This window comes from Novosphingobium sp. 1529 (genome assembly GCF_040544855.1).
Classification (GTDB): Bacteria; Pseudomonadota; Alphaproteobacteria; order Sphingomonadales; family Sphingomonadaceae; genus Novosphingobium; species Novosphingobium capsulatum.
In genome coordinates this window covers 293,823-306,398 of sequence record NZ_JBEPKW010000003.1, presented here as the reverse complement: position 1 = coordinate 306,398, position 12,576 = coordinate 293,823, and the positions used below count along the sequence as shown (strand labels likewise).

Below are 12,576 nucleotides of genomic sequence, written 5' to 3'. Positions count from 1 at the left end.
CGAAACATATCCATTAATCTGGATATATGGATAGTGATTCGGCCATAGCGGCGCTGGGTGCCTTGGCGCAGGGCACGCGGCTAGACGTGTTTCGCGTGCTGGTGCGGCACCAGCCGGCCGGGCTGGCGGCGGGCGCAATCGCCCGCCTGCTCAGCGTGCCGCAAAACACCATGTCGGCGCATCTCGGCATCCTCGCCCGCGCCGGGCTGGTGCAGTCAGAACGGCAAGGGCGCACGATCGTCTATCGGGCAGACCTCGATGGCCTGCGCGCCGTGATGCTGTTCCTGGTCACCGATTGCTGCGCGGGGAATGCCGCGCTGTGCGCGCCACTGGTCGCGGCGCTATCCCCCTGTTGCTGAAAGGATCTGCGGCGTGAGTGTCGACATCGTCATCTATCACAACCCGGAATGCGGCACCTCGCGCAATACGCTGGCGCTGATCCGCAATGCCGGGATCGAGCCGCACGTGGTCGAATACCTCAAGACGCCGCCGGCGCGCGATCTGCTGGCGCAGTTGATCGTGCGCGCGGGCATCACGCCGCGCGAACTGTTGCGTGCAAAGGGCACGCCCTATGCTGAACTGGGCCTCGACAATCCCGCGCTGAATGACAGCGCCCTGATCGATGCGATGATGGCCCATCCGATCCTCATCAACCGCCCGCTGGTGGTCTCGCCGCTGGGGGTCAAGCTGTGCCGCCCGTCCGAAGCGGTGCTGGACCTGCTGCCCCACGCGCAGCTGGGTGCCTTTGCCAAGGAAGATGGCGAGGTTGTGGTCGATGCCGCCGGGCAGCGGGTGATCTGAACCATGGGCACGTTCGAACGCTATCTTTCGCTGTGGGTGGCACTGTGCATCGTGGCCGGCGTGGCGCTGGGCCAGGTCTTGCCCGGGCTGTTTGCCGCGATTGCCGCCGCGCAGCTGGCACAGGTCAACCTGGTGGTGGCAGGGCTGATCTGGTTGATGATCGTGCCGATGCTGCTCAAGATCGATTTCGCGGCGTTGGGTGCGGTGCGCCAGCACTGGAAAGGCGTGGGTGTAACCCTGCTGATCAACTGGGCGGTAAAGCCGTTTTCGATGGCGCTGCTGGGCACGCTGTTCATCGGCTGGCTGTTCGCGCCGCTGCTGCCGGCCGGGCAGGGGCCATCCTATATCGCCGGGCTGATCCTGCTGGCGGCCGCGCCGTGCACGGCGATGGTGTTCGTGTGGTCCAACCTCTGCGATGGGGAGCCGACCTATACGCTGTCGCAAGTGGCGCTCAACGACGTGATCATGGTGTTCCTGTTCGCGCCCTTGGTCGGCCTGCTGCTGGGCGTGGCGGCGGTGCAGGTGCCCTGGGCCACGCTCCTGCTGTCGGTCGTGCTCTATATTGTGGTGCCGGTGATTGCCGCGCAAGTGTTGCGCCGTGCCGTGCTGGCGCGCGGCGGACAGCCGGCGCTCGGCAGGCTGCTGGCCGCGCTTGGCCCGGTGTCGCTGGTCGCGTTGCTGGCCATGCTGGTGCTGCTGTTCGGCTTCCAGGGCCGGGCGATCGTGGCACAGCCGGTGGTGATCGCGCTGTTGGCCGTGCCGATCCTGATCCAGGTCTATGGCAATGCCGCGCTGGCCTATTGGCTGTCGCGCCGCCTGGGGGTGGCCTGGTGCGTGGCGGCGCCCGCCGCGCTGATCGGTGCGTCAAACTTCTTCGAACTGGCAGTGGCGGCCGCGATTTCCCTGTTCGGACTGCAATCGGGTGCGGCGCTGGCCACGGTGGTGGGCGTGCTGGTGGAAGTGCCGGTGATGCTGTCGATCGTGCACGTGGTAAAGGCCACGCGCGGCTGGTATGAACAGGCATCGGCCTGAACCCTGCGGCAAACTTGCCCCCCGCCAAAAGGCCATGCTTTCGCCGCCGTGCATAAGGGTGTAGGCGCGCCCCCTTTGCAGGCAGAAGAAAGTGTAACAGGGATGATCGGCACGACGCGCAAGCGGGCCATGCGGGGCGCGGCCATGACGCTGGCGATGATGGCGGGAACGGCCGCCGTGGCCGCCCATGCCGCTGCGGCCAATGATGCTGATACTGGTGACGGCACTCGGCCGATCCGCGTCATCGGCCATCCCGATCCCGAAGGGCTGTTGCCCGATACCGATGCGCCCAAGGCGGTCAGCACGATCGGCGCGGCGTTCATCGAAAAGCAGGCCGCCACGTTCAACGCGTTCCAGCTGGTCAATATCCTGCCGGGCGCCAATGTGGCCGGCACCGATCCGTTCGGCCTGTCCACCTCGTCCAGCCTTACCCTGCGCGGGCTGGGCCAGGATGCCATCGGCGTGACCATGGAAGGCGCGCCGCAGAATGACATCGGCTATTACTTTGCCTATCCGGCGCAGTTTGCCGATCCTGAAAACGTGGCGCGGGTGGAATTGAGCCAGGGCTCGGCCGATATCGCCGCGCCGGTGATCAATGCGGTGGGCGGGTTGCTGGCCTTGAGCCTGGATGCGCCGCACCGCGATTTCGGCGTCATGGCCGACGCCTCGCTCGGCTCGTTCAACGAACGCCGCGTGTTCGTGCGGGTCGATAGCGGCAACCTGGGCCAGGCGCCGGTGCGCGCGTTCCTGTCCTATTCCAACAACAGCGCCGACAACTGGCGCGGGCCGGGGGTGGACAAGCGCCAGCACATCGATGCCAAGATCGCCGGCGAATGGGGCAACGGCAACACCGCCAGCCTGTCGGTTTCCTATAACGACGCGAGCAATTCCACCTACCTCAGCCCGACGCTGGCCGATTGGCAGGCGCAGGGGCGTGGGTTCAACCTGTCGGCCAGCTATGGCGCGGGCGATCTCAACTATTGGCGGCTCTATCGCCAGCCTTTCCGCAACCTCTATTTCGCAGCGCCGGTGCATCTGGTGCTGGGCACGGGGCTGACGCTCGATACCACCAGCTATCTCCAGTTCGGCTATGGCAACTCGCCCTATGGCGCCTCGCTCGGGCCCGATGGCTATTACCCCGGTACTTATCTGGGCACCCAGGCGCTTGACGCGCCGCTCAAGCTCGCTGGCCTGGAAAATGGCGGCACGGTCAACGTGCTGGGCAACTGGCTGGGCGAACAGATGCGCGCCGGGCAGATCGCGCGGCTGACCCTGGCGCGCGGCGCCCACACGCTGACGGCCGGGCTGTGGATCGACTATGGCAGCGACCGCGTGGTGGAAAGCTTTACCCCGCTGGGCGCCAATGGCGATCCGGTCGATGGCTGGGCGCGCGACGAACACGCCGTGCGCACCGCCGATGGACGGCTGTTCTCGATCGGCGATACCAAGACGATCACCGTGGCCAAGGCGTTCTTCCTGGCCGACAGCGTGGCCCTGTCGCCGCGCGTGACGCTGGACCTGGGCTTCAAGGGAGTGGACCTGCTCCACGCCGGGCGCAACAATCTGCCCGGCAACCAGGGCCGCCTGCATTTCGATAGCTTTGCCGCGCTGCCGCGCGCAGCGCTGCATGTGCGGCTGACCGATCGGCAGCAGGTCTTTGCCAATATTACCACCAACTTCCGCGCGCCCGACGAATATACGCTCTACGATACCTATGATGGCTATGGCGGCATTGCCACCTACGGCACCACCGCGCTGAAGAACGAATATTCGCTGGCGCAGGAGCTGGGCTGGCGCTGGCAGGGGCGCAATCTGTCCGCCTCGGCCACCGGGTTTCACTATGCCTTCCGCAACCGCCTGGTGGCGACGATGGCCAACGTCAACGGCGCAATGGTCAACACCACGCTCAATGCCGGGCGGCAGGAAAGCTGGGGCGTCGACGCCGAAGTCGATTGGCGCCCGCTGGCGGGGATGAGCCTCTATGCCTCGGGCGAGTGGCTGCGCGCGCGGATCAAGGACAACCTGCCGGCGGGTGGCGATTTCCTGCCCACGGCGGGTAAGGTCGCGGTATCGAGCCCGGCCTGGCAGTTTGCGCTGGGCGGCACCTATGACGATACGCGCCTGTTCGGCAGTTTCGCGATGAAATACCTCGGGCCGCAGTTCGCCACGTTCATGAATGACGAGCGCATTCCCGGCTATGCCACGCTCGACCTGTCGATCGGCGTGCACCTGGCCGGCTGGCTCGACGGCAAGCGCACCGATCTGCGTCTCAACGCCATCAACGTAACCGATCCCCATGTGCTGTCGGGCGTGCAGGCGGTAACGCCGGCGGCGCGCGACACCATCGGCACAGGCGGCACACTGATCGCGGGCGCCGCGCCCAGCTATTACATCGGCAGCGGGCGGGCCTTCATGGTCACCCTGGCGCGGCAGTTTTGAGCGGGGCCGAACACCGCGTGCACGGCATGGGCACGGCGCTGGAAGCGCCGGCCTGGCCGCCGATTACCCTGGCTGAAGCGGCGCAGGTGCTGGCGCGCCTGCCGCAAGGGGGTGAACTGCGGCGCCTGGACTGGCACAGCCCGCGCCCGTTCTCGGCCGCCGCGCTGGCGCAGGCAGAGCACGGCACGGTGTTTCTCAAGCGGCATCACCGCGCAATGCGCAGCGTGGCGGGCCTGGGCGCAGAGCATGCCTTCATGCGCCACCTGGCCGATCGCGGGCAGCCGGTGCTGCGCCCGCTCGCCGATGCCGCCGGGCACACCGTGCTGCCGGCGGGTGAGTGGGTGTGGGAAGCCCATCCCCTGGCGCCGGGCGACGATCTCTATCGCGATCGGCCCTCGTGGACGCCGTTTCTCAATGATCGCCAGGCCCATGCCGCCGGCGCCGCCTTGGCCCGCCTGCACCGCGCCGCGGCCGATCACGCCGCGCCGGCGCGCCCGGCCGAACCCTTGGTAAGCAGCGCGACGATCCTGGGCAGCCCTGATCCGCAGGCGGCGGCGCGCGCCTATGTCACCGCGCGGCCGGCCTTGGCCGGCTGGGTAGCGGGGCGCGCCTGGCAGGATGAACTGGCCGGCGTGCTGGCGCTGCACGATGCGCCCGGCGTGGCCAGCGCGCTGCGCCTGCGGCCCACGCTGTGGACGCACAACGATTGGCACCCCTCGAACCTGACCTGGACGAGCGGCGGCGCGGTGGCTGCCGTGCTCGATTTCGGGCTGGCAGATCGCGGCTTTGCCCTGCTCGACCTGGCGATCGCGCTGGAACGCAGCGTGGTGCGCTGGCTGGAACTGGGGGAGGGGACCGCACCCCTTGCCGAAATGGCGCAGGCCCGCGCGCTTGTGGCGGGCTATGCCCAGGAAGCGCCGCTCGACCAGGCCGATCGCGCGCTGCTGGCGCGGCTCTTGCCCTTGGCGCATGTCGAATTCGCGCTGGCGGAGGTGGACTATTTCGCCGGGCAGGTGCAGCGCCCGGGCGATGCCGCGCTGGCCTGGCAGGGCTATCTCATTGGCCATGCCGCGTGGTTCGCCGGGGCAGAGGGGCAGGCCCTGCTCTCCGCAATTGCGCAAGAGGATCAAGCATGAGCGCGCTGGAACTGGTGGCCGTGGCCGTCAGCTTGCTGGGGATATGGCTGACCGCGCGGCGGATGATGGTGTGCTGGCCGGTCAACATCCTGGCCTGCGCGCTCTATTTCAAGCTGTTCCTCGATGTGAAGCTCTATGCCGACATGGTGCTGCAGGCGCTGTTTGGCCTGGCGATGATCTATGGCTGGGTGGCTTGGGCACGCAGCCGGCATCCTGGCGCACCGGCCGACGGGGCCAGCGACGCGGTGGACGTGGTGCCGCTGCGCCCGCTGGCGTTGCTGGCCGGGTTGGGCTGCGGCGCCCTGGGCGCGGTGGCGATCGGCTGGTTCACCAGCCACTATACCGATGCGGCGCTGCCGTGGATCGATGCGGCGCTGTCGAGCTTCAGCCTGGTGGCGCAGTTCTGGGCGGCGCGGCGCCATGCGGAGAACTGGCTTTTGTGGATCGCGGCCGATCTCATCTATGTCGGCATGTTCGTGTTCAAGGGCCTGTGGCTTACCGCCGGGCTCTATGCCGCGCTGGTGGTGCTCGCCGTGCTGGGCTGGCGGCAGTGGCGGCGCGGCGCCATGCCCGGCGAGATGGCAATCTCGTAACCCATATCAAGGAAAGCACGATTTCGCAGGGCAGGGTGGAACGGATCGGGCGCCCGTGCCGTTCATCGGCTATCATGCAACCCCTGCCTTGCGCGCCGTCGTCATCCGGCCCATTTCCCGCGTCTTCCAGCCTCCCTTCCATTGCGATTGTCGGTGCCGGGCCGACAGCCGTCTATGCGCTGGATGCGTTGCAGCGCCAGGGGCCGGCCTGCCGCGTCACGCTGCTGGAGGCGGGCGGCCAGCCGGGGCAGGGCATCCCGTTCAACGCGCGCAACAATGGCGCGCATCTGCTCGCCAATATCGCCGGCTTTGAACTGCCGCCGGTGGGTGAAACGCTCAATGCCTGGGCCATGCGGCAAACTGCGCGGCGCCAGGCCGCGCTGGGCGTGGCCGGGATGGCGCACGATCCGCGCGCGTTTTTCCCGCGCATGGCGCTGGGCGCCTATTATGCCGACCAGCTGGGCCGCCTGATGGCGCCCGAGGCCGGCCCGTGTCAGGCAGAGCTGTATTGCCATGCCGAAGTGCAGGATATCGTCGCCCGCCCCGATGGCGCGCGGGTGATCTGGACCCAGCGGGGCCAGCAGCATGCCGCCGATTTCGACGCGGTGATCGTGGCCAGCGGCTATGGCAAGCCCGATGTCGGCGCGCGGCTGGCCGGGGCGAGCGCCCGCACCGCGCGCGGGCGGCGCGTGGCCGTGATCGGCAGTTCGCTCAGCGCGATCGATGCCGCGGTGGAGCTCGCCGTGCGCCACGGGCAATTCCACGAAGCGGGCGATGGCACGCTGCGCTATGCGATGGAGCAGCCCTTTGCGGTGACGTTCCTGTCGCGCCACGGCCTGCTGCCCGAGGCCGATTTCTGGGTGCCGGAACAGGCGCCACCGCTGCGCCACTGCACGCCGGCTGCGCTGGCCGCCGTCGTGCACGGCGCCGATGGCGACCTCGATCGCGCGTTTGCCCTGTTCGCCCGCGAACTGGCCGAGGCTGACCCCGACTATGCCCGCACGATCGACCTGCCGACGTGCGACGCTGACAGCTTTGCCACGCGCCATTTTGCCGCGCGCATGGGCAGCGATCCCTTTGTCCATGCCCGCGCCAACCTGGCCCAGGCGCGCGACAGCCATGCTCGCGCGCAGACGATCGCCTGGCGCCACGCCATCCTGCGCATGCACGAGGCGTTTGCCACCATCGTGCCTGACCTGAGCGACGCTGATCTGGCGCGCTTTTCCCGTGGGCTGAAACGCGTGTTTGTCGATAATTACGCCGCTGTACCGCACCTGTCGGTGGCGCGCCTGCTGGCGCTGCACGAGGCGGGCGTGCTGACCGTGCAGTGCATCGGCCGCGATGCCAGCATGGCGCGCGCGGCCGATGGTGGCTGGACGATCGGCACCCCCGACGCGGTCGAGCCGTTTGACGAAGTGATCGACGCGCGCGGCCAGGCGCCGCTGGGTTTGGAAGACTTTCCCTTTCCTACGCTGCGCTTGCACATCTGCGCGCAGGCCCTGGCCGAAGACCGCCACTGGCATGAAGGCCTGGCGCCGGCGCAAGGTCATGTACTCGATCCCGAAGATCCGGCGCTATCGCGCGTGCATGTGCTCTCGCTGCCGTTCCTGCTGCATCGCCACCCGTTCATCCAGGGCTTGACCGAAAGCGCGGCCATGGCCCGCGCCTGCGTGGCGGCACTGGGTCGCCGGGCCGAGGCAAAGCCCCGCTCGCGCGACGATATCCACGCCGCGCTGGCCTGGCTCGATCGCACCGATCCGATCTATCAGGGCACCGACGTGCTGATGGTGGCGCGGCCAACGGCCTGACGCATCGCGAAAATATTTTTGCGCGCGGGATGACGGAAACGTCTGCGCGGTGCATCGGTGCGGTGATGCCTGCAATGTCTTCGTTCCTGATCGGCTGGGTCAGCCGCCATGTGCTGCCGCACGAGCGCGCGTTGCGCACGTGGCTGCGCACGGCTTTTCCGGCAATCGACGTCGATGACGTGATCCAGGAATCCTATTGCCGGTTGGCCGGGCTTTCCAGCGTCGATCATATCGACGATCCGCGCCGCTATTTCTTTCGCATCGCGCGCAATATCGTGCTGGAACAGGTGCGCCGCGAACGCGTGGTGCGGATCGAGGCGGCCAGCGGCCTGGCGGTGCTGGAACAGGGGGCGGTGGACGAGGAATGCAGTCCCGAGCGGATCGTGGCCGGGCGCATGGCGCTTGAGCGCGTGGAGCGCCTGATCGATGCGCTGCCCGAACGCAGCCGCCGTATCGTGCGCATGCGCAAGATCGACGGCCTGCCCCAGCGCGAGATCGCCGCGTCCCTGGGATTGAGCGAGAACGTGGTCGAAAACGAAGTGGCGCGCGGCCTGCGCCGTGTGCTGGATCAGTTGACCGAGGGCGAACGCGCCGAAATGCCCACGCGCCGCCGCCGCCCGCTGTTTGCCCGCCCCGCGCGGCAGGGAGACCAGCCATGATCGATCACGAGGACCCCGTCGCCAACCCGATCGATGCGCAGGCCTGCCAGTGGGCGGCCGCGCTCGATCGCGATCTCGACGCGCAGGAGGAAGCCGCGCTGGACGCCTGGCTGGCGGCCGACCCGCGCCATCGCGGCGCACTGCTGCGGGCGCAGGCGGGCATGGCCCTGCTTGATCGCTGCCGCGCGCTGGGATGCGGTGATGGTAGCGGCGATGATAGTGCTGCCGACGCGGAGGAAGATGTTTCCACCCCTGGTTGGCGCACCACGCGCCGCCAAGCCATGGCGCTGGCCGGGGTGGGCGTGGCCGGTGGCCTGATCGGCGCGGGCGCGCTGGCGCTGTGGCCGCAGGGTTCGGGCATCCGCACCCGCATCGGCGAAATGCGCCGCGTGCCGCTGGCCGATGGCTCGATGGCCGTGGTCAACAGCGGCAGCGAATTGAGTGTATCGTTCACCCGCCGCCGCCGCGACGTGGAACTGGCGCAGGGCGAGGCCTGGTTCCAGGTGGCCAAGGCGCCCGATCGGCCCTTTACCGTCACCGCCGGCCGCGTGCGGGTGCAGGCGGTGGGCACTGCGTTCAACGTCCGCCGCGCCGGCGTCGGGGTTGACGTGGTGGTGACCGAAGGCACCGTGAAAGTGTGGAGCGAAGGCGGCGAGCCGCAACTGGTCAAGGCCGGGCAGCGCGCGCGGCTCGATGATGGCGTGGGCCTGGCGGTCAGCGCGATTGCGCCCGATGCCGCGCAGCAGGAACTCGCCTGGCGCGAAGGGCAGATCGTGCTGGATGATGTAACGCTGGCCCAGGCCGCGCAGCGCTTCAACGCCTATCACGAAGATCGCCTGGAAGTGGACCCGGCACTGGCCGACCGGCGCGTGGTCGGTTCGTTCCAGACCAATGACATGGATGGCTTTGCCCAGGCCTGCGCGGCGATGGTCGGTGGCCGGGTGGAGCGCGGCGATGGCGTGATCCGCATCCTGAAATAGATACATTCGAAATTTTTTTGGGACCGAGTCGACGGAAAATCGTTGGCCAGTCATCTGTAGGGCCGAACGCCGCAAAGGCGTGACAAACCTTCAGGGGAGGATACCTTGCGATCGATCCATCGCTTCTGCATTTCGTCATCCATGCTCGCCGCCACGGCGGTGATCGCCGCCGCGCCGGCCCAGGCGGATGAACAAGTGCGCCAGTTCGACGTTCCCGGCCAGCCGGCCAAGGACGCCATCGTGATCTTTGCCCATCAGGCGGGCATCCAGATCCTGGCGCCGGGCACGGCGACGCAGGGCCGCCGCATCGCCCCGCTCAAGGGCCGCTATACCGTGGCCGATGGCCTGCGCCGTCTGGCGGCATCGAGCCACATGCGCCTGGTTTCGTTCGATGGGCGCACGGCGGTTCTTGCCGATGCGGGCATGCCCGATGCGCGGATGTCGGGCCAGCAGCCGCGCCTGCGCAGCGAGCCGCGCCCGATGGCCACGCCTGCTGCCGCGCAGACGATCGATCCTGCGCCGGCCCCCGCCGCAGCCGAGGCGCCCGCGCCGGTCGAAGCCTCGCCCGCCGATGTCATCGTGGTGACCGGCAGCACCTCGGGCCGGCGTACGCAGTTCAACTCATCCAGCAACGTGACGCTGGCCAATGCGGCCGAACTGCAGCGCAAGGCGCCGCGTTCCACTGCCGAAACCCTCGAACTCGTGCCAGGCATCTTTGTCGAGGCGACGGCTGGCCCTGCCTCCAACAACTATTCGGTGCGCGGCCTGCGCGGCGGCGGGCAGACGTTCATCACGCTGGAGCAGGATGGCCTGCCGATCCTCTATGGCGGCGGCGGCGCGGATTTCTATTTCCAGCAGGATCTGTCGGTCGATCGCATGGAAGCGGTCGAAGGCGGCACCTCGGGCGTGCTGGCCCCCAATGGCGCGGGCGCAACGATCAACTTCATCTCGCGCAAGCTCAATTTCGACAAGCTGGGCGGGGCGGTGCGCGCCACCGGCACGACCTATTCCGATTTCCGTGCGGACGCTTACCTTTCGGGCCCGATCAGCGATGGCCTGGCCTATAGCCTGAGCGGCTATTACTGGAGCCAGCGCGGCCAGCGCCATTCGCCGTTCCGCTACAACAGCTATCAGGTGAAGGGCCAGATCGAGAAGCGGTTCGACGACGATGGCTTTGTGCGCCTGACGCTGCAACGCCGTGACGAGCACGATCCCTATTACGCCGACATGCCGTTTGCCGTCGATGCCTCGGGCAAGATCGGCAGCGTGCCGGGCACCGACCTGCGCTATGACAATATCCTGGGCCAGGCGTTCCGCTCGATCGCGGTGCCCGATGCCTCGGCCACGGGCAATCGCCTGCGCACATTCAGCGGCGAGGATGGCATCCACACCACCTCGTGGACCTATCGCATCGATATGGAAAAGCCGGTGGCCGATGGCGTGAAGCTGTTTGCCCGCGCGCGCTATCTTGATGGCAAGTATGATTTCAACGGCATCTTCCCGGGCAGTGGCTCGGGCACGGCGGGCCTCTCCTCGGCGGTCAACTATCTGACGCCGGGCACCTCGCCGATTGCCAGCACATTGGCGGCGGGCGCGGCGGCGTTTCCGGGCACCACGCAGTTCGGCATTCGCGATACGCTGACCGGCAACGTGATCGCCGCCTCGGATACCGGCACGCTCAACGCGCTCAATGGCAATGGCCTGTTGCAGCAGACCGTGCTCAACCACCAGACGCTGGCCACCAAGGATTTCGGCAGCAATTTCGGCGTGACCTGGGACGCGCGCGGCGATGCGATCCAGAACTCGCTGACCGTGGGCGGCATGTATTACGACGTGCGCCAGCGCAACGACCAATCGGCCGTGGCCACCCTGATCAACGACGTGCGCGACAATTCGCATATCTATGACGTGGTGGCACTGGACCAGGGTGGCCAGGTGCTGGGCCAGCTGACCAACAACGGCATGCTCAGCTATGGCAACTGGGGCCAGGGCATCTACAACAGCCACGTCGAAAGCTTGTCGGGCTATTTCAACGACGAATTGACCGTCAACGACAAGCTGCACATCGACTTTGGCGCGCGGTATGAGCATCAGCACATTTCGGCCAACATCGGCAACACCGCCATGGTCAACGAAGCAGTGCCGGCCGGCACGCCCGGCCTGGCGCGCGACGTGGGCAGCACGTTTGACGGCACCTATACCCATGTCGCCGCCAGTTTCAGCGACTGGGCCTATACCGCCGGGATCAACTACGAGCTGACATCGAATGTCTCGCTCTATCTGCGCGGGGCCAAGGGTTTCCAGACCAACGGGGCCGACACCGGCGGCGCCCATGGCCCGACCGACCTGACGCTCTATGAAGGCGGGGTGCGCCTGCGCACGTCGATCCTCTCCGCCTCGATCGTCGGCTTCCGCACCTTGTTCAAGAACCAGTCGTACCAGTTCATCGATCCGGCCGATCCGGCCAATGCCGTCAACGCCCTGGCTGACAATACCACCAACGGCGTGCAGCTTGACGCCGAACTGCGGCCGACGCGGTTCTTCAGCATCACCGCCACTGGGGTGTATCAGGTGCCGCGCCTGGTGAACCTGCGGTTTGATGGCACGGCGCAGCCGCAATACGAAGGCAACACGCCCGAACGCACGCCGAAAAAGCTGCTGACCGTGACGCCGTCGTTCACGCTGCCCCATGGGCTGGGTGAAATCTATGGCCGCTGGAAATACGTGGGCAAGATCTTTGCCGACGCCGGCAATGGCGTGGCGCTGCCCAGCTATAGCGTGTTCACGATCGGCACCAATCTCAACCTGACCGACCAGCTCAACCTGGCGGTGAGCATCGACAACCTGACCAACGCCAAGGGCTTTACCGAAGGCAACCCGCGCCAAGGCCAGACGCAGACGATCGTCAACGGCTATTTCTATGGCCGCGCGATTGCCGGGCGCAACGCCCTGGCCTCATTGACCTACCGGTTCTGAAGCCCCCTCGTGCCGGGGGCTGCCCTCCCATGGCCCCCGGCACACCCTATCTTCTCCTTCGTCACCCCGGACTTGATCCGGGGTCCCGCTTCTTGGAGCTTGGCGTGACGCAGCAAGAAAAAGCAGGACCCCGGGTCGAGCCCGGGGTGACG

The 12,576-nt window shown here is 67.4% G+C and carries 10 protein-coding genes; all 10 read left to right on the top strand.

The window, feature by feature from the left end:
• Nucleotides 1-26: 26 nt before the first annotated feature.
• The 10 genes from ABIC78_RS09320 to ABIC78_RS09275 all read left to right on the top strand — a co-directional run bounded on the left by ABIC78_RS09320 (nt 27) and on the right by ABIC78_RS09275 (nt 12,424).
• On the top strand, nt 27-359 hold the full coding sequence (locus tag ABIC78_RS09320; RefSeq protein WP_354489180.1) for an ArsR/SmtB family transcription factor: 333 nt from the start codon (nt 27-29) through the stop codon (nt 357-359).
• Nucleotides 360-372: 13 nt separating this feature from the next.
• The gene (gene arsC / locus ABIC78_RS09315; protein ID WP_022677753.1) at nt 373-801 is read left to right on the top strand and encodes an arsenate reductase (glutaredoxin); all 429 of its coding nucleotides are present in this window, start codon (nt 373-375) and stop codon (nt 799-801) included.
• Nucleotides 802-804: 3 nt separating this feature from the next.
• Nucleotides 805-1,833 carry an ACR3 family arsenite efflux transporter gene (gene arsB / locus ABIC78_RS09310; protein WP_354489177.1) on the top strand — a complete coding sequence of 343 codons (1,029 nt, stop codon included), beginning with the start codon at nt 805-807 and terminating at the stop codon, nt 1,831-1,833.
• Nucleotides 1,834-1,935: 102 nt separating this feature from the next.
• Nucleotides 1,936-4,272, top strand: a complete 2,337-nt coding sequence (locus tag ABIC78_RS09305; RefSeq protein WP_354489173.1) for a TonB-dependent receptor — start codon at nt 1,936-1,938, stop codon at nt 4,270-4,272.
• A 26-nt stretch (nt 4,273-4,298) separates the two neighbouring features.
• Nucleotides 4,299-5,408: a phosphotransferase enzyme family protein gene (locus ABIC78_RS09300; protein WP_354489489.1), complete on the top strand. Its 1,110-nt coding sequence runs from the start codon at nt 4,299-4,301 to the stop codon at nt 5,406-5,408.
• Nucleotides 5,405-6,001 carry a nicotinamide riboside transporter PnuC gene (gene pnuC / locus ABIC78_RS09295; RefSeq protein ID WP_354489171.1) on the top strand — a complete coding sequence of 199 codons (597 nt, stop codon included), beginning with the start codon at nt 5,405-5,407 and terminating at the stop codon, nt 5,999-6,001. Before ABIC78_RS09300 ends, pnuC begins: the two co-directional genes overlap by 4 nt.
• A gap of 74 nt (nt 6,002-6,075) precedes the next feature.
• Nucleotides 6,076-7,809, top strand: a complete 1,734-nt coding sequence (locus ABIC78_RS09290) for an FAD/NAD(P)-binding protein (RefSeq protein WP_354489169.1) — start codon at nt 6,076-6,078, stop codon at nt 7,807-7,809.
• A 65-nt stretch (nt 7,810-7,874) separates the two neighbouring features.
• Entirely contained in the window at nt 7,875-8,468 is a 594-nt protein-coding gene (locus tag ABIC78_RS09285) for an RNA polymerase sigma factor (RefSeq protein WP_354489167.1), read from the top strand.
• Nucleotides 8,465-9,448, top strand: coding sequence for a FecR family protein (locus ABIC78_RS09280; protein ID WP_354489165.1), 984 nt, complete (start codon nt 8,465-8,467; stop codon nt 9,446-9,448). Before ABIC78_RS09285 ends, ABIC78_RS09280 begins: the two co-directional genes overlap by 4 nt.
• A 105-nt stretch (nt 9,449-9,553) precedes the next feature.
• Complete coding sequence (locus tag ABIC78_RS09275; RefSeq protein ID WP_354489163.1) at nt 9,554-12,424, top strand: TonB-dependent receptor; 2,871 nt, start codon at nt 9,554-9,556, stop codon at nt 12,422-12,424.
• Nucleotides 12,425-12,576: the final 152 nt, after the last annotated feature.

Bases quoted from the DNA above. Each gene is read 5' to 3' on its own strand.
- ABIC78_RS09320 (WP_354489180.1), top strand. From the start codon at position 27: ATGGATAGTGATTCGGCCATAGCGGCGCTGGGTGCCTTGGCGCAGGGC.
- arsB (WP_354489177.1), top strand. From the start codon at position 805: ATGGGCACGTTCGAACGCTATCTTTCGCTGTGGGTGGCACTGTGCATC.
- ABIC78_RS09305 (WP_354489173.1), top strand. From the start codon at position 1,936: ATGATCGGCACGACGCGCAAGCGGGCCATGCGGGGCGCGGCCATGACG.
- ABIC78_RS09300 (WP_354489489.1), top strand. From the start codon at position 4,299: ATGGGCACGGCGCTGGAAGCGCCGGCCTGGCCGCCGATTACCCTGGCT.
- pnuC (WP_354489171.1), top strand. From the start codon at position 5,405: ATGAGCGCGCTGGAACTGGTGGCCGTGGCCGTCAGCTTGCTGGGGATA.
- ABIC78_RS09290 (WP_354489169.1), top strand. From the start codon at position 6,076: ATGCAACCCCTGCCTTGCGCGCCGTCGTCATCCGGCCCATTTCCCGCG.
- ABIC78_RS09285 (WP_354489167.1), top strand. From the start codon at position 7,875: ATGCCTGCAATGTCTTCGTTCCTGATCGGCTGGGTCAGCCGCCATGTG.
- ABIC78_RS09280 (WP_354489165.1), top strand. From the start codon at position 8,465: ATGATCGATCACGAGGACCCCGTCGCCAACCCGATCGATGCGCAGGCC.